This is a genomic window from Pseudomonas sp. B611, assembly GCF_055407965.1.
The window spans coordinates 229,112-253,904 of the sequence record NZ_JBUZST010000007.1 but is presented as its reverse complement, the minus strand read 5'-3'; the positions used below and the strand labels follow the sequence as shown (position 1 = coordinate 253,904).

Annotated in this window: 20 protein-coding genes; 9 read left to right on the top strand and 11 right to left on the bottom strand. The window is 63.6% G+C overall.

Annotated features, from left to right (window positions below; all coding sequences use genetic code 11):
• Positions 1 to 9: 9 nt before the first annotated feature.
• The 7 genes from ACZRMO_RS18005 to ACZRMO_RS17975 form a co-directional block, all read right to left on the bottom strand.
• Positions 10 to 996, bottom strand: a complete 987-nt coding sequence (locus tag ACZRMO_RS18005; RefSeq protein ID WP_463973695.1) for an ABC transporter ATP-binding protein — start codon at positions 994 to 996, stop codon at positions 10 to 12.
• Positions 986 to 1,984 carry an ABC transporter ATP-binding protein gene (locus tag ACZRMO_RS18000; protein ID WP_463973694.1) on the bottom strand — a complete coding sequence of 333 codons (999 nt, stop codon included), beginning with the start codon at positions 1,982 to 1,984 and terminating at the stop codon, positions 986 to 988. The genes ACZRMO_RS18005 and ACZRMO_RS18000 overlap by 11 nt, the downstream gene beginning before the upstream one ends.
• Positions 1,981 to 2,865, bottom strand: a complete 885-nt coding sequence (locus ACZRMO_RS17995; RefSeq protein ID WP_448183841.1) for an ABC transporter permease — start codon at positions 2,863 to 2,865, stop codon at positions 1,981 to 1,983. The genes ACZRMO_RS18000 and ACZRMO_RS17995 overlap by 4 nt, the downstream gene beginning before the upstream one ends.
• A complete protein-coding gene (locus ACZRMO_RS17990) occupies positions 2,862 to 3,836 on the bottom strand; it encodes an ABC transporter permease (protein WP_124529993.1) in 975 nt (324 codons plus the stop codon). Before ACZRMO_RS17990 ends, ACZRMO_RS17995 begins: the two co-directional genes overlap by 4 nt.
• Entirely contained in the window at positions 3,833 to 5,293 is a 1,461-nt protein-coding gene (locus ACZRMO_RS17985) for an FAD-dependent oxidoreductase (protein ID WP_463973693.1), read from the bottom strand. The genes ACZRMO_RS17990 and ACZRMO_RS17985 overlap by 4 nt, the downstream gene beginning before the upstream one ends.
• Positions 5,294 to 5,337: 44 nt before the next feature.
• Positions 5,338 to 7,836 carry a TonB-dependent receptor plug domain-containing protein gene (locus ACZRMO_RS17980; RefSeq protein ID WP_463973692.1) on the bottom strand — a complete coding sequence of 833 codons (2,499 nt, stop codon included), beginning with the start codon at positions 7,834 to 7,836 and terminating at the stop codon, positions 5,338 to 5,340.
• A gap of 223 nt (positions 7,837 to 8,059) precedes the next feature.
• On the bottom strand, positions 8,060 to 9,010 hold the full coding sequence (locus ACZRMO_RS17975; protein ID WP_463973691.1) for a LysR family transcriptional regulator: 951 nt from the start codon (positions 9,008 to 9,010) through the stop codon (positions 8,060 to 8,062).
• Positions 9,011 to 9,951: 941 nt separating this feature from the next.
• On the opposite strand from ACZRMO_RS17975, the gene ACZRMO_RS17970 reads away from it, so the two are divergent.
• The 7 genes from ACZRMO_RS17970 (at position 9,952) to ACZRMO_RS17940 (ending at position 17,321) form a co-directional block, all read left to right on the top strand.
• The gene (locus tag ACZRMO_RS17970) at positions 9,952 to 10,872 is read left to right on the top strand and encodes an ABC transporter substrate-binding protein (protein ID WP_463973690.1); all 921 of its coding nucleotides are present in this window, start codon (positions 9,952 to 9,954) and stop codon (positions 10,870 to 10,872) included.
• Positions 10,869 to 11,972 (top strand): phosphotransferase enzyme family protein, encoded by a 1,104-nt coding sequence (locus ACZRMO_RS17965; protein ID WP_463973689.1) that lies wholly within the window; start codon positions 10,869 to 10,871, stop codon positions 11,970 to 11,972. Before ACZRMO_RS17970 ends, ACZRMO_RS17965 begins: the two co-directional genes overlap by 4 nt.
• Entirely contained in the window at positions 11,969 to 12,841 is an 873-nt protein-coding gene (locus ACZRMO_RS17960; protein WP_463973688.1) for a sulfurtransferase, read from the top strand. Before ACZRMO_RS17965 ends, ACZRMO_RS17960 begins: the two co-directional genes overlap by 4 nt.
• 127 nt (positions 12,842 to 12,968) lie before the next feature.
• On the top strand, positions 12,969 to 15,116 hold the full coding sequence (locus ACZRMO_RS17955) for a TonB-dependent siderophore receptor (RefSeq protein ID WP_463973687.1): 2,148 nt from the start codon (positions 12,969 to 12,971) through the stop codon (positions 15,114 to 15,116).
• A 12-nt stretch (positions 15,117 to 15,128) separates the two neighbouring features.
• Positions 15,129 to 15,965, top strand: a complete 837-nt coding sequence (locus tag ACZRMO_RS17950; RefSeq protein WP_463973686.1) for a 5'-nucleotidase, lipoprotein e(P4) family — start codon at positions 15,129 to 15,131, stop codon at positions 15,963 to 15,965.
• A 16-nt stretch (positions 15,966 to 15,981) separates the two neighbouring features.
• Positions 15,982 to 16,548 carry a nicotinamide riboside transporter PnuC gene (gene pnuC / locus ACZRMO_RS17945; protein WP_124525677.1) on the top strand — a complete coding sequence of 189 codons (567 nt, stop codon included), beginning with the start codon at positions 15,982 to 15,984 and terminating at the stop codon, positions 16,546 to 16,548.
• A 38-nt stretch (positions 16,549 to 16,586) separates the two neighbouring features.
• Positions 16,587 to 17,321 carry a UTRA domain-containing protein gene (locus ACZRMO_RS17940; RefSeq protein WP_463973685.1) on the top strand — a complete coding sequence of 245 codons (735 nt, stop codon included), beginning with the start codon at positions 16,587 to 16,589 and terminating at the stop codon, positions 17,319 to 17,321.
• A gap of 202 nt (positions 17,322 to 17,523) precedes the next feature.
• On the opposite strand, the gene ACZRMO_RS17935 is transcribed toward ACZRMO_RS17940, so the two are convergent.
• The gene (locus ACZRMO_RS17935) at positions 17,524 to 18,012 is read right to left on the bottom strand and encodes an Hcp family type VI secretion system effector (protein ID WP_017737044.1); all 489 of its coding nucleotides are present in this window, start codon (positions 18,010 to 18,012) and stop codon (positions 17,524 to 17,526) included.
• 188 nt (positions 18,013 to 18,200) lie between these two features.
• Here ACZRMO_RS17935 and ACZRMO_RS17930 point away from each other — a divergent pair, with 188 nt between their 5' ends.
• A complete protein-coding gene (locus ACZRMO_RS17930) occupies positions 18,201 to 19,115 on the top strand; it encodes an NAD synthetase (RefSeq protein WP_463973684.1) in 915 nt (304 codons plus the stop codon).
• The gene (locus ACZRMO_RS17925; protein WP_463973683.1) at positions 19,112 to 19,678 is read left to right on the top strand and encodes a hypothetical protein; all 567 of its coding nucleotides are present in this window, start codon (positions 19,112 to 19,114) and stop codon (positions 19,676 to 19,678) included. The genes ACZRMO_RS17930 and ACZRMO_RS17925 overlap by 4 nt, the downstream gene beginning before the upstream one ends.
• A 27-nt stretch (positions 19,679 to 19,705) precedes the next feature.
• Here ACZRMO_RS17925 and ACZRMO_RS17920 read toward each other — a convergent pair whose 3' ends face one another.
• The 3 genes from ACZRMO_RS17920 to ACZRMO_RS17910 form a co-directional block, all read right to left on the bottom strand.
• Complete coding sequence (locus ACZRMO_RS17920; protein WP_463973682.1) at positions 19,706 to 21,058, bottom strand: LLM class flavin-dependent oxidoreductase; 1,353 nt, start codon at positions 21,056 to 21,058, stop codon at positions 19,706 to 19,708.
• A gap of 127 nt (positions 21,059 to 21,185) precedes the next feature.
• Positions 21,186 to 22,406, bottom strand: coding sequence for a dipeptidase (locus ACZRMO_RS17915; protein WP_463973681.1), 1,221 nt, complete (start codon positions 22,404 to 22,406; stop codon positions 21,186 to 21,188).
• Positions 22,407 to 22,409: 3 nt separating this feature from the next.
• Complete coding sequence (locus ACZRMO_RS17910; protein ID WP_463973680.1) at positions 22,410 to 24,704, bottom strand: TonB-dependent receptor; 2,295 nt, start codon at positions 24,702 to 24,704, stop codon at positions 22,410 to 22,412.
• Positions 24,705 to 24,793 lie beyond the last annotated feature (89 nt).

Here is a 24,793-nt window from a genome sequence, read left to right as displayed (position 1 = left end):
GGCAAGTTCCTAAGAGGCAAGGTTGAGGTGGCAAGCGCTCAGGTGGTCGGGCGACACTTCTCTGAGCAGCGGGACTTCTTCACGGCAACGCGCCGTGGCATGGGGGCAACGCGGGTGGAAATGGCAGCCTGACGGCGGGTGCAACGGGCTGGGGATTTCGCCACGGATCGCCTGGTACTGGCTGCGCCGCAGTTCAAATCGCGGGATCTGCGCCAGCAGTGCCTGGGTGTAGGGGTGATTGGCGCGGGCGAACAACTCGTCCACCGTGGCCGACTCCACCACCCGGCCGAGGTACATCACCACCACGCGGTCGCACAGGTGCTCGACCACGCCGAGGTCATGGCTGATAAACAGGTAGGTCAGGCCCAGTTGCTCGCGCAGGTCCATGAACAGGTTGAGGATCTGCGCCTGGATCGACACGTCCAGCGCCGCCACCGACTCATCGCACACCAGCAATTGCGGCTGCACCGCCAAGGCGCGGGCGATGCCGATGCGCTGGCGCTGGCCGCCGCTGAACTGGTGCGGGTAACGCTGGCGCAACTCCGGGCTCAAGCCGGCGCGACGCAGTTGCGCGCTGACGTAATCGTCGAAGCCTGCGCGGTCGGTGAGGCCCTGGCGCAACGCGCCTTCGCCGACGATGCGGTCCACCCGCAGCCGTGGGTTGAGGCTGGCGTAAGGGTCCTGGAAGATCATCTGCACCTTGAGCTTTTGCGCCGCGCTCAACCCTTGCATTGGCTGGCCGTCGACGCTCACGCGGCCGCTGGACGTCGGCAGCAACCCGGCGACCATGCGCCCCAAAGTGGATTTGCCGCAGCCGGACTCACCCACCAGCCCCACCACTTCGCCCCGAGCGATGCACAGGTCGACGCCGTCCACGGCGCGCGTCTGCGGGCGTGGGCGGCTTAGCCCGAGGCGTTGCAGCACGCCGCCGGGCGCCGGGCCAAACTGTTTGCTGACCTGTTGCAGCTCGATCAACGGCACGGATTCATTGGCCATGGGCAACTCCAGGATGGAAGCAACGCACGCTGCGACCGGGTTCGATTTCAAGGGGCTGGGGTTGTTCGCTGCACGCGCTGCTGACGCGGCTGCAACGCTCGGCAAATGCACAACCGACGGGCATCGACAGCAGGTCCGGGGCCATCCCCGGAATCTGCCGCAGGCGCTGGCCGCGTCTGTTGCGGCTCGGCAGGCTGTCGATCAGGCCCTGGGTGTAGGGGTGTAGCGGCTGGTCGAGTACCGCATCCACACTGCCCTGCTCGACAATGCGCCCGGCGTACATCACCGCCACGTCATCGGCGAGGCCGGCGACCACCGACAGGTCGTGGGTAATCCAGATGAGTGCGGTGCCCTGCTCGCGCACCAGTTTTTGCACTTCACCGAGGATCTGCGCCTGGATGGTCACGTCCAGCGCCGTTGTCGGTTCATCCGCGATGATCAAGTCCGGGCGGTGCAGCAATGCAATGGCAATCGCCACCCGTTGGCGCATGCCGCCAGACAGTTGATGCGGGTAGGCACGCAGGCGCTCTTCGGGGCTGGCGATGCCCATCGAGGCCAAGGTGGCGCAGGCATGTTGCCGTGCCTCGCGTTTGCTCATCGGGTTGTGGGCGCGCACCGCTTCGATCATCTGCGTGTCGATGCGCAGCACCGGGTTGAGGGTCATCATCGGGTCCTGGAAGATCATCGCGATGCGATTGCCTTGCAGGTGGCGAAGCTGTGAGGGACGCAGCTGCACCAGGTCCTGGCCCTGGAACAGAATCTCGCCGCCGCTGATACGCCCCGGTGCATCCACCAGCCCGAGGATCGAGAAACCGGTAACGGATTTACCCGAGCCCGACTCCCCCACCAGCCCGAGGATGCGCCCCGGTTGCAGGCGCAGGGACACGTCGCGCACCGCCGGCAGAATGCCGTCGCGGGTGTGGAACGAAGTGCACAGGTTGCGCACGTCAAGGGTCGCGGGCAGTACCGCGTTATCCAAAGCCTTCATCGCTGCAACCTCGGGTTGAGTACGTCCCGCAGGCGGTCGCCCACCAGGTTGATCGCGACAATCGTCAGCAACAACGCCAAACCGGGGAACACGCTGATCCAGTACTCATCGCCCAACATGAACTGGAAACCGTTGGCGATCAGCAGGCCCAGGGACGGTTCGGTAATCGGTACGCCCAGGCCAAGGAACGACAGGGTCGCTTCCAAGGTAATCGCCCGGGCGATCTGTAACGCGCCAATCACAATCAACGGCGGCAGGCAGTTGGGCAGGATGTGCCCGACCAGGATGCGCCAGCGGCTGATGCCCTGGCCGCGTGCGGCCTCGACGTACTCGCGGCGGCTTTCCACCAGCGCCTGGCCACGGGCAGTGCGCGCGTAATAGGCCCATTCGAGCACCACCAGCGTCAACACCACATTGCCCACGCCCTTGCCCAGCCACGCAAGGATCATCAGCGCCATGAGGATGCCGGGGAACGACAGCAGCAAGTCCACCAGGCGCATCAACAGCGCATCGACCCAACCACCGGCATACGCCGAGACCAGCCCGATCAAGGTGCCGATGACCGCAGCGATCAGCGCCGAACCGACGCCCACCAACAGGCTGATGCGCAGCCCGTAGACAATCGCCGAATACAGGTCGCGGCCCTGGCCGTCGGTGCCCAGCCAGTAGGTGTAATGCCCTTCGCTGCTGGTGGCGCCGGGCGCCAGGCGCGCGTCGAGCACATCCAGTTGCATCAGGTCGTAAGGGTTTTGCGGGGTGATCCACGGCGCGAACAACGCCGCCAACACCACCAGGGCCAGGATCAGCAGGCCGACAATGGCCATCGGCGCCCGCAGGAAATCCAACGCGCCGCGTTGCCACAACGATTGCACGCGGATCATTGCGCACCTTCCAGACGTACGCGCGGGTCGAGCAGGCGGTACAGCACGTCCACCAGCAGGTTGAGGCTGACGAAAATCACCACAACCACCATCAGGTACGCCACCACCACGGGGCGGTCGAGGGTGTTGATGCTGTCGAGGATCAGCTTGCCGGCGCCGGGCCAGGCAAAGATGCTTTCGGTGACCACCGCGTAGGCGATGGTCGAGCCCAGCTCCAGGCCGAGCACGGTCACCAGCGGGATCAGGGTGTTGCGCAACACATGCATAAGGGTCACTCGCAGCGGTGACAGGCCCTTGGCCCGAGCGAACTTGACGAAATCCTGGGGCAGGATTTCGCGCACGCCGGCACGGGTCAGGCGCAGCACCAGGGAGATTTTGAACAGCGCCAGGTTCAGCGCCGGCAGCAGCAAATGCTGCCAACCGTCGAGGGTCAGCCACGACCATTGAATGCCCAGCCACTCACGGGTGGCGCCACGGCCACTGGCGGGTAGCCAGCCGAGGTGCACCGAGAACAGCATGATCAGCATCAGCGCGACCCAGAACGACGGCAGGGAAAAACCGACGATGCTGCCGGTCATCATCAGCCGCGAGGCGAAGTGGTCCGGGTACAGGCCGGCGAACAGGCCCAGCGGCACGCCGATCACAATCGCCATGAGCAAGGCGCTGAACGCCAGTTCAAAGGTCGCCGGCAAGCGCTGCAAAATCAGCTGCAAGGCGTCTTCGTGGTGCACGAAGCTTTTGCCCAGGTGCCCGTGCAGTGCGCCGTCGAGGAAGCTCAGGTATTGCTGCCACAGCGGCTGGTCCAGGCCCAGGCGCGCAATGGCTTGCAGGCGCTCGGCCTGGTTGAGGTCTTCGCCGATGAGGATGTCCACCGGGTTGCCGATGGCATTGAGGCCGACGAACACGATCAGCGTCATCAGCAGCATCACCAGCACGGCCTGGCCGACGCGGCGCAGCAACCATAAGGTCATGTACGCAGCTCCTCGACGCGCAGGCTGCCGGCGTGCCATTCATCGCCTTGCAGCTCCGGCTCGGCGTAGTTTTGCATCGCGTCGAAATGCAGCGCCACGTCGTCGTTGAACAGCTGCCCGGCCAGGCCTTGGGCCATGCGCTTGGCGCCTTCGCTGATGGCTGGGATATCACCGGACACGCCACCGTAGGTCAGCGCCGCCGGATAGCTGAAGCAGTGCACACGCTCCAGGCCAGGGCAGGCATCGGGCGTGCGCGGCTGGAATTCGAACAGCGGGCCGAGGTCCGGCAGTTGCGACAGCTCCGGGTCTTCCTGGCCGACGGGCGCCGTGAAGCGGTCGCGCCAGAGCTTGATATGGGGGGCGAACGGCGAGAACTCCGGGCGCAGGTCGAAGTTGCTGCGAAAGCCGGTGGCGAACACCAGGAAGTCGTAGCGCAACTGCGCCGTGGGGGTGTGCAGCAACAGGCTGCCATTGGCCTGCACGGCCACCGATTCAATCGGGCTGTCGAGCAGGAACCGCGCATTGGCGTGGCGTGAAACACGCAAGGTGCTGCCGTGGGGCGGCGGCACTTGTTGCCGGTTGAGGTAGTGGCGGATGCTCCACTTCCAATCGTCCGGCAGGCGCCAGTAGCCGTGGGTCATGCCGGGGCTGCCAGCGCCCTTGCCCTTGTTGATGCGCGGCAGGTCCTTGCGCCGCACCAGCAGGTCGACGCTCAGCGCGCCGGCTTCGAGTGCGGTGCCCGCCGCGTCCATCGCCGACGCGCCGCCGCCGATCACCGCGACGCGTTTGCCGACAAACCACTCATCCTGCAAACCGTCGGCCGAATGCGCCCAGTATTCGCCGGGCAACTGCCGCGCCAGCTCCGGCACCCATGGGCCGCCCAAGCCGTCACGCCCGGTGGCGAGCACCACGTGGCGCGCCGAGAACACCTGGGACTGGCCGTTGGCGTCGATGTGCAGTTCAACGCGCCCATCGGCCTGGGGTTGCACGCGGGTCACGCGGTGTTGGTTGCGCACATCCAGGCGCAGCACCTGGCGATACCAGCGCAGGTAGTCGGCCCATTGCAGGCGCGGGATCTTGTCCAGCGCATCCCACGCCTCCAGGCCGAATTGCGCCTGGAACCACGCGCGAAACGTCAGCGCCGGCAGGCCCAGCGCTGGCCCGCTCAATTGCTTGGGCGAGCGCAGCGTTTCCATGCGCGCCGTGGTTGCCCACGGCCCTTCGAAACCCTGGGGCGCCTGGTCGAACACCACCGCCCGCACCCCCAGATGGCCCAGTTCGGCGGCCACCGCCATGCCTGCCATACCGCCGCCGATCACCGCCACTTCCAGCAGCGGCTGGCCGTCCAGTTGGTGCGGTTTGACCCAGGGCTGGGCGGGCAGATCGAGCCACGCCAGGTCCTCGCGCAGGCGCGCTTCGAGGGCGGGTAGACCGATGGGGGCGGTGGTGTGCGGCATCGTTGAGTACTCGATCAAGTGAGCGGGCACGCGGCCCGCAAGGGTTAAAAGTCGATGTTCAGGCGGCTGTAGTAGAACGCCCCGTAGGAACCGAACGGCGAGATCGACGAGTAGTAGGAACCGCCGGAAACGTCGGTCACGGTGTGCTTGTCGGGGTAGACGTTGAACAGGTTGTCGGCGCCCAGGGAGACCCGCACGTTGTCGGTCAGGCCATAGGTCACGTCGACATCGGTGATCCACTTGGCGCTGAAGGTTTCATCCACGCCGGTGGTGCCGCTGCCCAGGCGCTTGACCTTGCCGTAGCGGGTGGCGCGCACGCCCACATCCCAATCGTTGACCTGCCAGTTGAGGCCGACGATGTACTTGCTCTTGGGCGTGAGGTCGGTGATGCCGCCCAACTCGGTGCGTTCGAAACGTTGCAGGCCGAGGCTTTGCAACTGCGACGGGTTGGCCTTGAGGTCGGTGATCGTGGCTTTGTTCCAGTTGGCGCCGACGTTCCAGCGCAAGCGGCCGAAGCGGTCCAGGTGCTGGGTGTAGTCGGCCACCAGGTCGAGGCCCTTGGTGCGGGTGTCGAACGCGTTGGCGTAGTACTGCACTTGCTGCACGTGGGAGAAGCCATTGGCGGCGAGGATCTGGTCCACCGCCACGCCGGACAGCGGGCTGATCAGCGCGATACGGTCTTGCAGGTCGATCAGGTAGGCGTCCAGCGCCACGTTCAAGTCCTTGACTGGCGTCCAGGTCAGGCCGGCAGAGACGCTTTGCGACTTCACCGGTTCCAGGTCTTCGGCGCCCAGGGCCCGGCCAATCGCCGAGTTGGTCTGCACGCGTTTGATCATGATGTCCTGGGTGGTGTTGCCCACGGTGCGGCGGCCCAGGCCGGTCTTGGCGTAGCCCTGCTGCACCATCGACGGTGCGACGAAACCTGTGCTCAAAGCACCGCGCGCGGCGATTTCCGGGGTGAAGGCATAGCGCGTCGAGAGCTTGCCGGTCCAGGTGTTGCCCGAGCTGTCGGTGTAGTGCTCGAAGCGGCCGGCGGCGCCGACAAACCACTTATCGGTGACGTCCAGGCCCAGGTCCACATAGGCCGCCGAGTCGCTGCGGCGCAGGTTGACTTCGTCTTCCGGCAGCAGCAGGTAGTTGCCCAGGGCGCCAATGGCCGCGAGTTGCCCGGCGCGCGGGTGGCCGGCCGGGTAGCGGTAGTTGCCGTTGCGGTACGAGTCCACATCGCCGGATTCGGTGCGGTACTGCTCGAAGCGGTACTCCAGGCCGGTGGCAAAGTTCAGCGGGTTGCGCGTGCCGATATCCAACTTGCGGTTGAGGTCGAAGTTGGTGGTCCACTGGGTGAAGGTGTTGGTCTGCAAGGTGAAATCGGTGGGGCTCGCCGTGCCGAGGGACGGGTTGAGGTTGTTGTCGGTGGATTGCTTCTGGCGGTTGGCGCCATAGGAGGTGCTGAGGTCCCAGCCCCAGCCGGCCAGGTCATCGCCACGGGCACCGAAGGTGCTCTGGTAGTCGAGGCTGTCAAAGGTGAAATCCGGGGCGATGCCGTCCGGGTACAGCTCGTTGACGATGGTATTGGAGTTGGGCCGGCGGAAGCCGATAGAGACCAGCGCATCCTGCTTGCCCAAGGTGCTGAAGGAGTACAGCGAGGTCGACTCGTTGAGCGGCAACTCGGCGTTGTACGACACATTGATCTGCTCGATCTCCGGCAGGCCGCCGCCGAAGCTGCGCTTTTCCACGGTGTTTTCCCGTGGGTCGGGTTGGCCGTTGACCGGGTAGTAAAACGCGCCGGTGGCCACGCCGGAGCGCTTGGTGCTGTCTTGCTTCTTGGCGTCGAGGGCGAAGTTGAAGAAGCCGTCGTTGGGCAGTGGCAGGCCGTAGTTGAAGGTCTGCTGGTAGGTCTCGCCATTCGAACCGACGCCACTGGCGTAATGGGAACGGCGCCCGGCCATGGTGCTGGAACTGCCGCCGCTGCTGTCGGACTTGAGGATGATATTGATCACCCCGGCGATGGCATCCGAGCCGTACTGGGCGGCGGCGCCGTCGCGCAAGACTTCGACGCGGTCGATGGCGCTGATGGGGATCAGGTCGAGGTCGGCCGGGTTCCAGCCTTCCACCAGCACCGAGTTTTCCGAGGCCACCGAACCGCCGTGGCGGCGCTTGCCGTTGACCAGCACCAGCACATAACCGCCGCCAAGCCCGCGCAAACCGGCAGCCCGCGCCACGTTGCTGTAGGCGCCGCCGGTGACCTTGGCCACGTTGAATGACGGCAGCAAGTGCTCAAGCGCATCACGCAGCGCAGTGCTGCCGCCTTGCTTTTGCAGGTCTTCGCCACCGATCACATCAATCGGCACGGCGCTTTGCGCCACCGTGCGCTGGTTGCCACGGTTGCCCACCGAGACCACGGTTTGCATCACCGGCTCGGCTTTCTTGCGTTCAGTGTCCTGGTCTTCCTCTGCCATCAGCGGCGCGGACGCCAGGCACAGGCCGGTCAGCGCGAGGGCTGCCGGTGAAAAAAATGCAGTCGATGAAAAGCTGGGTTGCATCTGGGAACTCCCCGAGAAATCGCCGTAAAGGGTGTGACTGGTCGTGCGGCGATTTGCCGAGGTCGGCTGGATGTCCGCGAAGAGAGATGAGCTGGGTGAACAGCCATCTATTCGTTTTCGTGATTCATTAGCGCACTGAATGCGGTAAATGAATACTAAAGGGCATCACTTATTCCATCTACTAATTAATAGAGCTATGCATATTCCAAATTACATATAAGGGTCAGCTGGCGTAGATGCGTTGCATCAAAGCGTCATGGCGATTGGCCGGGTGGATGATCATGCCGGGCAACAAGTCCTGGGAGGACGTTTGCAGGCTTTCGACCAAGGCCTGGGCGACATCGGATAGTGGGCTGGCGAAGGCCGAAATCAAGCCGAAGAAGAACGGAATAGTGCTTTCAATCGGCCGCACCACCACGCCATTGAGCGGCACGCCGAACGCGGTGAACGGGTCCACCAGGGCCACACCCAGGCCAGCGCGGGCCATTTGCATGGCGGTCAGCGAGGTGTTGGTTTCGAGGATGTGCTGGGGCTCGCTGCCCAGGTCTTCGAAGGCTTTGTTGATGCGACGGCGGAAGCGGAAGGGGTTGGAAATGCTGATCAGCGTGTGCTGCGCCAGGGTCTGCATGCTCAGCACGGATTCGCTGGCCAGTGGCGAATCTTCGGCGAGCACCGCGACGCACGACGCTTCGCCGATCCAGTGCACCTCCAGGCCGCGATGTTCCAGGGGCAGGCTGACCACGCCGAGGTCGACGGTCTTGGCTAGCACGGCTTGCACCACGCCTTCAGGGGTGAGGCTCTGGATCTGCAATTGCTGCGGGCGCAGGCCTGCCGGCAAACGCGCAATCGCCGGGGGGAGCAAACCGGCGGCCAGGGCTGGGGTGGCGACCACGCGCAGGCTGAGGTTTTCGTCGCGGGCGATGTTCAGGGCGCGTTGTTGTACATGGCGAACGCCTTGCAGGGCGCTGTCGACTTCGGCCGAGAGTTGGAAGGCTTTTTGGGTGGGGGTGACTTTGGGGCCGCTGCGTTCGAACAGGGCGAAGCCGAGTTCTTGCTCAAGCTCCTGGATCAGGCGCGTCACGGTGGGTTGTGAGCGGCCCAGCATCTGGCCGGCACCGGTGACGCTGCCGGCGGACATGACGGCGGCGAAGGCTTCCAACTGGCGTAGGTCCACCGGGGGTTCCTTTGATTTGGGGGATGGGGGTGGAGTGTACACATTGGGCAATGGGGTGTTGGGGTACATATCCATTATTTGGGTAACGGCGGCTTATGGTTCCGCCCTTACGGCGGGTCACTTTGGAAAAGCCCCAAAGTAACCAAAGGGCTCTTGCCCCAACACTCGGTGCCTCGCCTAGGCTCGGCATGCCCGTAATCCGACATGGATTTGGGGGGCCGCCGCCACGCGCCATCCATGGCGCGGGGCGGCTAAACCGGCATCCCTGCCGGTTTACCCCCCAAATCCATGTCGAATTCCGGCCAGCGTGTTTAACGGGGCGCCTAAGATCAAAATCAAAAACAAAGCGAGGCGGCCTGACAGCCGACCTGGTCGAGGAAGCGTTCGCGTTCCCCTGTGGGAGCTGGCTTGCCTGCGATGGCATCGACTGGGTGTGCCTGATGTACCGAGTTGTCTGCATCGCAGGCAAGCCAGCTCCCACAGGTGCCGGTTCCCACAGTTGAATGGTGAGCGACTGGACAAAAACCGGTCGGCTTTCAGGCCGCCGCGCTCTTGCTTTTGATCTTACTTGCCCCGTCAAACACGCTGGCCGAACGCAGGCTTGAATCCGTGGGTAACCCGGCAGGACGCCGGGTTAGCCGCCCCGCGCCATGGATGGCGCGTGGCGGCGGCCCACGGATTCAAGCCTGCGTTCGGGCACACCGAGCCTAGGCGAGGTGCCGAGTGTTGGGGCAAGAGCCCTTTGGTTACTTTGGGGCTTTTCCAAAGTGACCCGCCGTAAGGGCGGAACCCTAAGTGGCCGTTACCGAAGAAACGGATATGTACACCACCACCACCAACAACAACCCAGTTATATCCATAGCAAAAAACGATATTGGTATATACCAGATCACTCCCCTATAAATCCCCGACCAAAACAAGCTGTGCTGGAGTAACACGCAATGGCGTCGGTAAAGGTAATGCTCGAATACTTCCACCCCTGGCCAAACTCGGCCGGCCTATACCTGGCCCGCGAACGCGGCTGGTATGAGGACCTGGGCCTGGATGTGGAACTGGTCGTCCACGACCCCCACCGCGGCGACACCCTGCAACACCTGCTGACCGGCGCCGCCGACTTCGGCATCTTCCCCAGCAACCGCCTGCTGGTGCGCCGCAGCCTCGGCCAGCCACTACAAGGCATCGCCGCCATCAACCACGCCGGCCTGGAATCGATCCAGACCCTCACCGACTCCGGCATCCGCCGCCCCCGCGACCTGGTGGGCAAGCGCCTGGCCCTCAACCCGACGCCACGCGGCCTGGCGATGGTGCGCCACCTGGTCCGCCACGACGGCGGCGACCCGGACGGCGTAATCCTGGTAGACAGCGGCGTGCGCGAACTGCGTCCCGAGCAACTCGCCGAAGGCATCGCCGACGCCAGTTTCGGCGGCTACTGGGCCTGGGAAGCGCTGATGCACAGCCCCATCGCCGCCGAACGCCGCGTGGTGTTGCCGGTGGACGAGATCGGCGCACCGGCCTATCACAGCTACCTGCTCGGCACCCATGAACACACCCTGGCGGGCAAGCCCGAAGTGGTGCGCGACTTCCTCGCCGCCACCGCGCGCGGTTATCTGGCCGTGGCACAAGACCCGTCAATCGCCCTCGCCGCCTACGAACACACCACGCCGTATTTCCCGGCTGAATTGTTGAGCGCCTCGCTGCATAAAATCGCCCCGACCTGGCTGCATCAAGGCCGTTGGGGCGAGCAACGCCAGGCGCTGCTGCAACCCTACGCCGAATGGCTGCACAACCACGCGGTGCTCGACGACCCACAGGTCTGGCAAGGCGCAACCAGCAATGCGTTCCTGCCCGAGGTGGCGGCATGAACCCACAACGCACGTCCCATGGCCTGGGCGTGGAACCGGTCGCCGCCGACTGGCCAGCATTGCACGAAAGCGACATCGAACAGCTGCTGCGCGATTACCCGCAACTGGGGCCACTGCGCAGCCTGCATTGGCACAGCCCACGGCCGTTTTCCGCCGCGGGCTTGATCACCACCGGCACGGGCACGCTGTTCGTCAAACGTCATCACCAGCATGTGCGCCAAACCGCGTGGCTGGAAGAAGAACACCGCCTGATCGCTCACTTGCATCGCCAGGGCGCTCCAGTGGCTGCAGTGGTCTCGAATCGGCACGGCGCCACCGCCACTGCGCAAGGTGAGTGGACCTATGAAGTGCACCACGTCGCCGAGGGCCTGGACCTGTATCGCGATGCGCTGTCGTGGTCGCCGTTTCAACACACTCAGCACGCCCTCGCCGCCGGCCAGGCGTTGGCGCGGTTGCATCAAGCGGCTGAACACTACGCCGCGCCCCAACGCCAGACCCCGGTGCTGTTGGCCAACGCGCGATTGATCCAGCACGCGGCACCGCTGGAAAACATCAACAGCGCCTACCTCGCCGACAAGGACTGGCACACCCCACTCAGCGAACTGCTGCTGCCCTGGCACCGCGAGTTGCATCCGTTGTTGGCCGAGCAACCGCCGCTGTGGACCCACAACGACTGGCACGCCTCCAACCTCTTGTGGAGCGCCGACGGCAGCGTCTCCAGCGTGCTGGATTTCGGCCTGGCCGACCGCACCTTCGCCCTCTTCGACCTGGCCACCGCCATCGAACGCAACGCCGTGCCCTGGCTCGACCTGGACACTGGTGGCGTGGCGCGCGCCGATCTCGACAGCGTCGATGCGCTGCTCGCCGGCTACCACCAGGTCCGCCCGTTGCGCGCCAAAGACCTGCACACCCTCAGCGCCCTGCTGCCCTTGGTGCATGTGGATTTCGCGCTGTCCGAAGTGGCGTATTTCCACGACATTGTGGGCTCCACCACCAGCGCCGATGTGGCGTATTACGCCTACCTGCTCGGCCATCTGCGCTGGTTTGCCGGGGCCGAAGGGCAGCGTCTGCTGGGTCATATCCGGCGTAAAAACGTATGAGCATTCTGGTCGACAGCCACTGGCTGCACGCGCGTCTCGCCGACCCGACGCTGGTGGTGCTGGATGCCACGGTGGTGTTGCCGTCGCCAGCCTTCGACGGCGATTACCGCGTCAGCAGCGGTGAAGAGGGCTGGTTGCAGGCGCATATCCCCGGCTCGCGGCATGCCGATCTATTGACTGAACTGACCGACATCCAGGCCAGTTTCAGCTTTGCCCTGCCGACGCCCGAAACCCTGGTAAACGTGTTGGCCCGCCTCGGCGCAGGCCAAGGCAAAACGCTGGTCATCTACGACCGCGCCGATGGCTTCTGGGCCGCGCGCCTGTGGTGGATGCTGCGCAGCGTGGGTATCGACGCAAGCGTATTAGACGGCGGCTTCAACGCCTGGCGCACAGCCGGTCTACCCGAACACAGCGGCCCCGCCGAACCGATAGCACCCGTGCAACCCTGGGCCATCCACCCGCGTCAAAACCTGTGGATCGACCGCCACGGCGTCGAAGCCATCGCCTCTGGCCACGCACCGGGCGTGCTGATCTGCGCCCTCGGTGCCGCACTGTTTGAAGGCTCTGCCCCCACCCGCTACGCCCGACGCGGACACATCCCCGGCAGCCAAAACCTGCCTGCCCGCCAGCTGTTCGACGCCCACGGCCGCTACCTGCCCAAGGATGCCCTGGCCCTGGCGATTGGCCCCACGCTGCTGCACAGCGACGGCCCACTGGTGGTGTATTGCGGCGGCGGTATCTCCGCTGCCGCCAACGCGCTGGCCCTGACCCTGCTGGGTCGCCAGGACATCGCGATCTACGACGGCTCCCTACAGGAATGGGCCGCCGACACACGCTTGCCAATGACCACCGGAGCAGCTCCGGCCTGACGCCACTTCTGGCGAACCCGGCTTTTTCATCACGAACTGGCAACCCGTCCGTTGCGCAGCGCTGGGCGCCTTTGCGCCCGATAAAAGCGTACGGCAGCGGCGGTCAGACCTTTGGAGCGCTCTTTACATGGCTACACCTTACCGCCACACCCTGCTCGCCCTGAGCATCGCCTTCGCTGCCACGGCCGTGCAGGCCGAGGATGCGACCTTGGGCACCGTCACCGTCCTCGGCCAGGAAACCACCGACTACCAGGCGAAAAACGCCGCCGTGGCCGGTTTCGATAACGCGCCGCTGCTGGACACGCCGGCGTCCGTCGCGGTAATCACCGAAGCCCGCTTGAAGGACCAGCAGGCGCGCTTGCTCAGCGAAGTGTTGAAAAACGATGCTTCGGTTGGCGACAGCTACGCCCCGGTCGGCTACTACGAAAACTTTGTGGTTCGCGGCTTCGCCCTCAACCCGGCGAGCAGCTACAAGATCAACGGCCGCACCATTACCGGCGAACAGAACGTCGCCCTGGAAAACAAGCAGCAAGTCGAAGTGCTCAAGGGCCTGGCCGGCTTGCAGAGCGGCGTCTCCGAGCCCGGCGGGCTGGTCAACTACGTGAGCAAGCGCCCGGAGAACGTGCGCTCGGTCACGGTATCCACCAACGAACAGGGTGAACGCTACCTGGCGACCGATATCGGCGGCTGGCTCGGTGCCGAACAGCAGGTGGGCGTGCGCATCAACCTGGCCCACGAAGACATCCGTTCCTATGTCGATCACGCCGACGGCAAGCGTGATTTCGCCTCGCTCGCGCTGGACTGGAACATCAGCCCCAACGCCCTGCTGCAACTCAACGCCGAGTACCAGGACCGCGAACAGCACTCGGTGCCGGGCTATCAACTGCTCGGCGGCACCCGCGTGCCGCATCACGTTTCGCCCAAGGACATGCTTGCCTACCAGAGCTGGTCGAACCCGGTGGGCATCCGCTCATTGAACCTCGACGGGCTGTTCGAATACCGCTTCAACGACGCCTGGAAAGCCAGCTTCAGCGCGTCCCGCAGCCGTGTGGTGATCGACGACTACAGCACCTTCGCCTGGGGCTGCTACGGCGCCGCCAGTTGCGCGAATACCGCCGTGCCCAACCACTTCAGCGCCGAGGGTGACTACGATATCTCCGACTACCGCAGCCCCGACGACACCCGCAGCAACGAGGAAGCCCAGGCCGCGCTCAATGGTCAGTTCGACACGGGCTTTCTCAAGCACGACCTGACCTTTGGCACCACCGCGTTCCGCCGTCTGGTAGACCGGCGCAAGTCGGTCAACGAATACATCGGCGAGGGCAATATCTACGAACCGGCTCCAGTGCTGGAACCCTATGACGGCCCGCTCGGCCACACCTACCGCCGTCTCGACAGCCGTCAATATGGCCTGTTCGCCAGCGACCGCATCAGCTTCAACGAGCAATGGCAAACCGTCCTCGGCGGGCGCCAGGTGCGTCTCGACGAAGAAACCTACAACCAGGCCGGCGCCACCACGCGCCACACCCAACGCAGCGTGTTCCTGCCCCAAGCAGCGTTGATCTACAAACCGCGCCCGGACACGTCGTTGTACGCCAGCTACAGCAAAGGCTTGTCCCTCGGCGGTGAGGCCGCGTGGTTCAGCAGCAACGCCGACGAGGTGCTGCCGCCGACCACTTCGCGCCAACTGGAAGTGGGGATCAAGCGCGACTTCCAGCGCCTGAGCCTGACCGCCGCGCTGTTCCAGATCACCCAGGACCTGCAATACAACCGCCCGAATGACGACGGCACGACCACCTTTGTGCAGCAAGGCAAACAGAAAAATGTGGGCATCGAACTGTCCGCCAACGGCCGCGTGACTTCCGACCTGCAAGTCTCGGCCAGCGTCGCGGCGATCCGTGCGCGAGTCAGCGGCAGCGGCACCGATGACTATGACGGCCACCAGGCGATCAACGTGCCCAAGCTGCGCGTCAGCCTGCATGGCGACTACAGCGTCCCCGGCATCCCGGGCCTGGCCTTGCTCGGCGGCGTGCAATACAGCGCGAGCAAATACGCCAACCGCGAAGCCACGGTGAAGGTGGATGACTACGCGGTGTTCGATGCGGGCGCGCGCTACACCACCCGGGTCGGCGATTACGCTACTGTGCTGCGCCTGACCGTCGACAACCTGTTCGACAAACGCTACTGGCGCGATGTGGGTGAATCGGCGGGCGACGGCTACCTGTTCCTGGGTGCGCCGCGCACCGCGCGGTTATCCGCCACCGTCAATTTTTGAGGCTGATCGTTCATGCGTAATCTGATGTTTTCCAGTGTGTGCCTGCTCTCCACCGCCCTGGTCGGCTGCCAGCAGCAACCGCCCGCCAACGACCAGTTGGACGCGGTGCTGTGGACCCAGACTTCCATCGAGCACGAGCTGATTTACCGCCAGGTCTTCGCCAGCGCCACCCGCCAGCTGGACGCGGCCCTGGCCGACCCTACGTGGGACGCCCTGCCCTTGCCGCCGCGCAACCTCAGCGGCCTGCCCCCGGCCGTGGTGGTGGATATCGACGAAACCGTGCTGGACAACGTGCCGCTGAATGCGCGGGACATCCTCACCAACCAGGTCTATTCCTACGACCGCTGGAACACCTGGGTCGATCAGGCCAAGGCCCAGGCACTGCCGGGCGCTGTGGAGTTCCTGCAAGCAGCGAACAAGAAAGGCATCACCGTCTACTACATCACCAACCGCGAGCACAGCCAGGTCCAGGCCACGGTCAGCAACCTGCGCCTGCGCGGTTTCCCGGTGGCGCACAACGAACAGGTGCTGGCCGCCAGCACCCCGACCGGGCACTGCGAGCAAGCCGGCTACGGCAAGAACTGCCGGCGCCAATGGGTCGCCAGCCACGCCCGCGTGCTGATGCTGGCCGGTGACTCCTTCGGCGACTTCGTACAGGCCGAACACAACACCCTGGCCGAGCAACGCAAGGCGGCCGCGCCGTACCTGGCCTGGCTCGGCCAGCGCTGGTTCCTGCTGCCCAACCCGACCTACGGCAACTGGTACAGCGCGCCCTATGGCGATCAGGAAAAACTGCCCTTCGAACGCAAGCGCCAACTCAAGCAACAGGCGCTGCACCTGGAAAACTAGCTGTTGAGAGAGCCCTATGTCGCCACTGGAAATCGTCGCCGTCTGCTTCAACATCGCCGGGGTCTGGCTCACCGCACAACGGGTGCGCTGGTGCTGGCCGGTCAGCGTGGTCGCGGTGTTGTTGTATGCCTGGATCTTCTTCGAGGTGAAGCTGTATTCGGACATGCTCCTGCAACTGGTCTTCGCCGTGCTGCAAGGTTATGGCTGGTGGCGCTGGAGCACCGGGCGCGTGGACGCCGGCAAGGTGCGGGTGGAACGCCTGCCGATGCAGGAGGCGTGGCGGCACTTGCTGGCGGGCTTGATCGGCGCCGTGGCCCTGGGCGCGGTGATGCACCACTTCACCGACGCCGCCCTGCCCTGGCTGGACTCGCTGCTCACCGCCTTCAGCCTGGTGGCCAGCCTGTGGGCGGCACGCAAATACGTGGTCAGCTGGTGGTTGTGGATCGTGCTGGATGCGGCCTATGTCGGGCTGTTCCTCTACAAGGACCTGCACCTCACCGCCGCCCTGTACGCCGGTTTTGTGCTGCTGGCGGCCTACGGTTTGCGGGCCTGGCAACGTGACCTGCGCCAGCAGGAAGGGTAGAGTCACGCCCACGTCATGCCTGCCTACGGAACCCCAGGATGCCTTTCGACCCCATTTCTCCGCACTACCAGCGCATCCGCGAACAGATCGCCCACGACATCGCCGCTGGCAGCCCCCAGGCCGACGAGAAATTCCCCTCCGAGCGGGACATGATCGAACGCTTCGGCTGCACCCGCGTGACCTTGCGCCAGGCCTTGCAGCAACTGGAGGCCGAGGGCCTGGTCTACCGCGAAAACCGCCGGGGCTGGTTCGTCAGCCCGCAGCGCATCCGCTACGACCCGACGCGCATCAGCGGCTTTATGGACTACGTCAGCGCCCAGGGCCGCACGCCCCGCACCGAGTGCCTGCACGCCGAACTGCGCCCCGCCGGCCCCTGGCTGGCCAAGCGCATGGGCCTGGCCTCGGAGGACGAACCGGTGTTCTTCCTGCAACGCCGCCGCTGGATCGACCGCCGCCCAGTGCTGCTGGAATTCAACGCCCTGCTCGCCAGCTGGTGCCCCGGCCTGCTGGACGCCGACCTCAACACTTCACTGACCCAACTGCTGCGTGAACGCTTTGCCCGGGTGCAATCGCGCTGCGAACTGGAGATGCATATCGGCACGGTCAACGAGGAACAGGCGGAGTTGCTGCAACTGTCGCCCGGTTCCACCAGCGTCTACCTGGAGCGCTTGAACTTCGGCGAAGACAACCAGGCCGTGGAGTTCGACCAGGAGTTCTGGCGCCCGGATGCGCTGTCGATTGTGATGGAGACGCGGTATCCGGGCACGGATTAAGGGCGAACGCTGTACCTGTGGCGAGGGAGCTTGCTCCCGCTGGGCCGCGAAGCGGCCCCGGCTCTTTTGGGACTGCTGCGCAGTCCAGCGGGAGCAAGCTCCCTCGCCACAGGTTACTGTTTGCTCCTTCTAATGCTTAACTGACTGGCATGAGGGGAAGCCTCCTCCCGCATTTTCACCCTATTCCATCAGTAATTAGGTATCAGGCCTTCACGTTCTGCCGGATATTCCAGCCAAACTTCACCGGCCCACCGTCCTTGGCGCCGTCGGCTTTCTGCGGTTGGTAGCTGACATCGACGGTGGCGAAGTTCAAGGCGATGCGGTCGTAGAGCAGATCATCCTTGCTCTCTGCACTGGTGCTGTAGGACACCACCATGACTTCCTTCAAGGTGATCACCAGATACTCCACCGGGCTGGAACCGCCCGCCTTGCGCACCACCAACCGCGCTTCGGGGTAATGTTTGCCGCTGGCGCAGGCCATCATCAGGTTAGGGCTGGATTTATCCAGCGGTTTGCTCAGGTTCAGGTTGCCGATATCGACCTTGCCCGCACCGCCTCCCGTACCCGAATGCATCGAACCCGTCTGCGACAACCCCCACGCCCATTCGGTGATGTCGATCTCATCGCGGTGCGCCTGGTCCCGTGACTCACCCTTGATATCGCCCAGCTTCAAAAACATATCGACGGCCATGTTGGCTCCCTGTCCTTAGTCAGCGCCGGAAATGGCGCGGGGCGAACTTTTCCTGATCCGACACGGGGGCCACAAGACACCACTGAGGGATCGGGAAGTGCCTGTCGGCAAACACCGAAACTTCCGACATTCATTTGCGCCACCGCGTCTTTAACCTCTCAACTCCCGAAAAACCCAGGAGTTAAGGAATGACGACCGCCCTGTTCAAAGATGGATTTCCCTCGGCCCACCGCAACACGCGTCAGCGCATTGAAGGCAGCATTGACCTGCGGCGGCTGTTCTCCGCCATCGACGCCGACCCCGCGCTGATTGGCGCGGGGGTGGTGTATATCGATGAGGATTTAAATGTGCTGACACTGCGCGAGTTTCAGGCGGTGTGCAGTGTGCAGGTGAAGAAGGTGGTGTTGCGTGAGGCACCGAGGGCTGTGGGGCCGGTAGAGTTCAAGCGGATGTTGGAGCATGAGCCGCGGGAGTCGAGGTTGGTGGCGCAGGCTCTAAAAACGGGTGCGACCTGTGCAGGGGCAATATTGAGTTGGATCGTAGTGTCAAGTGGAGTGGCGTTCATGCCCTTTACAGCGGGAGCGAGTGTGGTGATTACATTTATCGGCCAGGCCGCCCTGGCCGCCAGCATCACCCAGTGCGTCGCCGGGTTGGGTCGAACCGGTGTTGAAGCATTCGTTCCGCAATACCTTGATAAATTGGACAACGAAGCCTGGTATCAGGCCGTTGAAGCAGCGCTGGATACCATCGCATTACTGGGCGTCGCCACCTCAGTATTGACCACTATCAGAACAGTAAACACAGCAACCAAAGCCACCGGCAAGCCACTCAGAAAAGTCCTGAAAGGCCTGAACCGCCAAGAACGCGCAAAACTGAATGATGAGTTGCTCAGGCTCCAGGACCCTCGACTAACCCCCAAAATCCTGAAGGTGAAACAGGCCAACAGAACATTGCCAAAACGAATCAGTGCCACAGAAATGCAACTTGCTACTACCCATCACATAAGAGAAGCCTTGGCGGCCGCTGTGGGTTTCGCTAGCAGCTCGATGCCAGGAAACATCAAGGCGTTGGCGATCGGTATCTACGAGGAGGCCAGCCAATGAGCAAGCATAAAGAGGCAAGAGAACTTGGCGAATTCAACATGGATGAAGCATGGAAAGATTGGAAAACGATGACGCCTGAGGAGCGGGCTTGCACCTATCTATACCTTGAAAACCCACTAAAATTCAGGAGGCGTTATGCGCTGGTGATCGGGGCGGATGTACTTACCGGCTGTTTCACGATAGCGATGACCGCCGTCTTACTGTTGGTGACGTTTCTCTCGGTGCTTCCAGAAGACCGTGCGATCAAAATCTTTTTCTTCGGCAGCCTCGTAACAGGTCTTGTCCTGTTTGTTTCAAAGATTCAGGTGACCTATGGTCGAATCCACTTGGTATGGATGAGTGTCGGCATCTACGTAATCTGCTTACTGATATCCCTACCCGCAATAGCGTACCGTCCGCCGCTTTTTCTCTACTTCATGGCCCTGCTCAGCCCCCTGATCGGCCTACTCATCCTCAACAGCAACCGCTGCCGCGAACTGCGCCACAAGATGGTTGAACTCCGCCACAAGCGCGAGCACATCATCGCCACCCTGAAAAAACAGGGCAAATGGAAATGGTGGTAGCCCCCGCGCTCACGCCGTTATGAATAATTACGCACCGACCGCCCGCAAAGGCTTCACCACCCGCGCCGCCGTATGCCGATTCACCGGCACGGGCAACCCCAAATGCCCGCGCAACGTGCTGTGGCTGTACTCACTGCGGAACAACCCACGCTCACGCAGCAGCGGCAGCACTTGATCGGTAAAGCGCGCAAAGTCATCCGGCGCACCGACGTGGATATTGAACCCATCCACCGCCCCTTCGACAAACCAACGCTCGATCTCATCGGCCACGGTCTGCGGCGAGCCGACAAAGCTGGAAAACGGCTTGGCAAAACGCAACGCCGCCTGGCGCAAGGTCAAGCCCTGGTCGCGGGCGACTTGTTTGATGTTTTCCGCGTGGCCGCGATAGCCGTTGCTGCCCAGGTCGCCGAGTTCCGGGAACGGTTCGTCCAGCGGGTATTGGCTGAAATCGTGGTAGTTGAACGGCCGCCCCAGCTGCACCAGCGCCTTGTCCAGGTCCAGCTCGCCATTGCGTTCACGGTCGATGGCCTGGGCCTGTTCGTCGGTATCGGCAATGATCGGTGAGATGCCCGGCAGGATGGTCACGTGGTCGGGGTTGCGCCCGGCGGCTGCCGTGCGTTGCTTGATGTCGCGGTAGTAGGCCTGGGCATCCTCGAAGTTGCCCACGCCGGCGAAAATCCCCTCGGCATAATTCGCCGCCAGGCTGCGCCCGGACTCGGAAATCCCGGCCTGGAAAATCACCGGTTGGCCTTGTGCGGAACGGGCGATATTCAGCGGCCCGGTCACGGCGAAAAACTCGCCCTGGTGATCGAGGCGATGCTGGCGCTGCGGGTCGAGGAACACCTTGTTGGCCTTGTCGCGCACAAAGGCATCGTCTTCATAGGAGTCCCACAAGCCCTGCACCACCTCCAGGTGCTCGGCGGCGCGGCGATAGCGCTCGGTGTGGTCGATATGCTGCTCACGACCAAAGTTGCCGGCAGCGCCTTCCAGGCCAGTGGTGACCACGTTCCAACCGGCGCGACCACCGCTGATATGGTCCAGGGAGGCGAACTGGCGGGCGACGTTGAAGGGTTCGGTATAGGAGGTGGTGAGAGTCGCCACCAGGCCGATTTTCGACGTGGCGCCAGCGATGGCGGACAGCAGGGTCAACGGCTCCAGGCGGTTGAGAAAATGCGGCGCCGAATCCGGGGTGATGTAGGGGCTGTCAACAATGAACACCAGGTCGAACTTGGCCGCTTCGGCCTGCCGGGCCTGGGCGCGGTACCAGTCGATATCCACACTGGCATCGCCGGGGATCTGCGGGTGCAACCATTCGTTTTGTGCGGTGCCGACGCCGGTGAGAATGGCGCCGAACTTGAGTTGCCGGGGTGTTGTGGACATGGGGGTTATTCCTCCGTGGATGGCCGTTGGGGCTGACATTAATAGCCCCACAGGGGCCTTGTGAAAGGCTTTGTAGGTCTATGCTAATTATTAAAAATACTGATCACTTAAAATTCACAACATTCTTTTATTGCATAGATAAAGCAACCTGCGCCTTGGCTTGTGCTGCCTGCACCACACGCAACAGATTTTCGCCCCAGATATTGGCCAAGTCCTTTTCGCTGTACCCCGCCTCCAGCAAACGCTGGGTGATCTTCGGCAACTGGCTGACATCCTCCAGCCCGACCACCCCGCCACCGCCGTCCCAATCGGCACCAATGCCCACATGCTCAGGGCCGACCACCTCGAGGATGTGCAACAAGTGCTTCATAAACACATCCAGGTCGGGCTTGGGTTGCGGGAAGCGCTGGTTGACCGCCGCGATATCCCCATGCAACGCCTTGACCTGCTCCGGGCTCAGCCCCGCCAGGTTGCGGTACTGCGCATACAACGGCGCCAGGGCTTTTTGCCGTTCGGGATTGGGCTTGAGCGGCACCAGGTAATCGCCGTAGCTGTTGACCTGCACCACGCCACCCTTGGCCGCCAGTTGCCGCAGCCGCGCATCGTCGAGGTTGCGCGGGTGGTTATTGACCGCCTTGCTGCTGCTGTGGGACGCAATGATCGGCGCAGTGGACGCCGCCAGTACCTGATCGAATACCGCATCGGAAGCGTGGGACACATCCAGCAGAATCCCCAGCCGGTTGGCCTCCTTCACCAGCTCACGGCCCTTGGGGCTGAGGCCGTGCCACTTGGGCAATGCGGTCGCCGAATCAGCGATTTCATTGGTGCTGAAATGCACCAGCCCGAGCATGCGCAAGCCCTGGCGATAGTAGGTCAACAGGCGTTGCGGATCGGCACTGAGGGGGTCGGCGTTTTCCATGCTGATAAACACCACCCGCTTGCCCTCTCCCGCAATGCGCCGCGCATCGGCGGCAGTCAGTGCCAGTTCGAAAGTCTGCGGCGAACGCTCTGCCAGGTCACGAATGCGCGCCAACATCGCCAGCCCGTAGTTGCTGGCACTGGCGCGGCCCTCATCGGTGTCGGGCACTGGGGCGGTGTAGATCACCCAGAAGCCGCCGTCGAGGCCGCCGTCTTGCATGCGCGGCACATCCACCTGGCTGCCATCCTCGGCATAGGTGTGGCGGGCGAGGATGTCCCAGCCAGGGCGAGACAATTGCATCGGTGTATCGAGGTGGCTGTCGAGCACCAGCAAACGCTGATGCAATGCCAGCGTCTCGGGGCTGACTTCATCGCTGGCATGCGCGGTCATGGCGGCCATGCACAGCGCCAGCAGGTATCGGCTATTCATCGGTCAAAACTCCGCGCTGAGGGTGGTCTGGAAGGTGCGCGGCGAACCGGGCCGGTAATAGGCCGGCCCGCTGGCGCTGGTGAGGATGTAGCCGAGGTAGTCCTTGTCGAAGAGGTTGTCGATGTTGAAGCGCAGCTTGACGCTCTTGAGCGGCCCGTAATGCAGGCGCTCGCCGCCAAGGTCGAGGTAGGCGTTGTAGAGGGTGTAGCCCGGCACCGATTCGGTGTTGGTGAAGTTGCTGTAGCGCGAGCCGATATGCCGCCCGGAAAAATTCAGCACCGCCCACGGCGCCAGCTCGTAGGTGATGCCCGCCTGCGCCAGCCAGCGCGGGCTGTCGGGGATGTTATTGTCCTTGAGCGATAGCCCGGCGGCATCATCCTTGAACTGCGCAATGTTGTAGGTGAGGTTGCCGTTGAGCACCAGTTTGTCCGCCAGCACCGGCGGCTTCCATTGCCCGCTCAACTCGGTGCCGTAGGCCAGCGCGCGACCGACGTTCTGGTAGTAGGTTTCGGCGGTGCTGCTGCCGGCCACCGGCGAGGCGAAGGCTTGCAGGCGGTTGTCGAACTCGGTGCGGTACAACGCCCAGGCGGCGTTGAACGTCGGACGATTGAGGCGGTAGCCCACCTCGTAGTTCTTCGAAGTCTCCGCCGCCGGTGCCGGCGCGTTGGGGCTGGCCGCGCGGAACACATCGTCGGCGCCCCGCGGCAGCGCCATGTTCTCCGAGTAGGAGGCAAACAGCTGGGAGTTGGCCGTCAGGTCATACACCAGCCCGGCCTGGGGCAGGAAGTTGTCGGTCCATGAGGTGCTCAGGCGCGGCTGGCGGTTGGCGATGTAGTCGCCAGCATTGCGATAGCCTTCGATGCGGTAGTCCAGTTCCAGACGCTTGAAGCCGTATTGCAGGCGCAGGCGGTCGTCGAGCAGGGTCCAGGTGTCTTTGATGTTCAGTTGCAGGGAGTCGCGGGTCGAGGTGAAGTCGCCCTGCTTGTGCACCGGCTCATTGAACAGCGGGCTGCCATCGGGGCTGCCGTCGCTCAGGTTGTAGCGCGCTTGCAAGCGGTTGAACACATCCTTTTCGGCCCACACACCCGCTTCGATCGCATGCTGGCCGACGTGCCAGGTCAAGCTGCTGCGCCCGCCGTAACGGTGGCCGCTGAGGGATGAGAGCCCGTATTGCACACCACGCGGATCAACCAGGCCGGGTACGTTGGCCTCGGCGTTATGCAGCGCCAGCGAGGTGCTGTAGGCCTCGGGGGACACGCCAAAACCTTTCTTGGCTTCGTAGTAGACGCTGGTGCTGCTTTCCAACGCATCGTTGAGCAGAAAGTTGCCGGTGAGGCTGTACAAGGTGTCGCGCCGCTGGTTGATCGCCTGCTTGTACGACTGGTTGTAATTGGGATTGCTGTAGGGCACGCCAGCCACGGTTTCGGGTTGCGGCGGTACTTCCTTGAGGTACGCGAAATCACGCCCGGAGCGACCGAACGGATCATTGGCGGTGCCGTGGTATTGGGCCTGGGTCACATAGGGCGAGTCGTAGTCATAAAAGTCGTTGTGCACCGCGCGAAACAGCAGCTCATGCCCCTCGCCGAACTGATAGCGCACCTTGCCTTCCAGGTGCTCACGGTCGATGGTGCCGGGGCCGCGCCACAGGTCGCCGTCGATCTTCGAGCGGCTGAAATACGCCGACAGCCCCGCATGCTCGCCGGTTTGCAGCTTGACGAAACTGCGTCGCAGGCTGTCGCTGCCCAGGGTGTATGACGTGCTGACCCCGGCTTCCTTGGCCGGATTGGTGGAGATGTAATCCACATAAGGCCCCAGCGACGTATACCCCGGCTGCGACACATCGCCAGCGCCGGTGGACGCGGTGACGCGTTCGGTGTTTTCGTTATCGACGTAACGGTAGATCGGGCTGCCGCCAAACTGGTCGCTGCGCCCCAGGGGCACGCCGTCGATGGAGAAGCCGATCTGTTGCAGGTTGAACGCGCGCACGAACACCGAGTTGCCGAATTCGTAGAGGCCCAGGGCATCGTTGGACTGCACGTTGAAGCCGGGCAAGGCTTCGAGCATCTTCAAGCCTGAGGTACCGGCGGGCGCCGACTGCAAGGCTTGATGGGAAATGGTCAGGGTGTTGCTGATCTGGTCAGTGCCAATCGCCAGGTTGGCCTCGGTGACACGCGCGCCGACCACTTCGACTTTGTCCAACTGCGCTTCTTGCGCCAGCACGCCCTCAACCGTCAGGCCCATCAACAGGAGCCCGCTCAACCATCTCTTGTTCGCCAGTGACTCACGCTGATTGCTCATTGCTGTTCCTTGTCGGTTTCTGTCGGGTGCACGAACCCGCTCCAGGGCGTTCGGCGCGTGGGCGCCGAAGCCTGGAATCCTGCCTATGG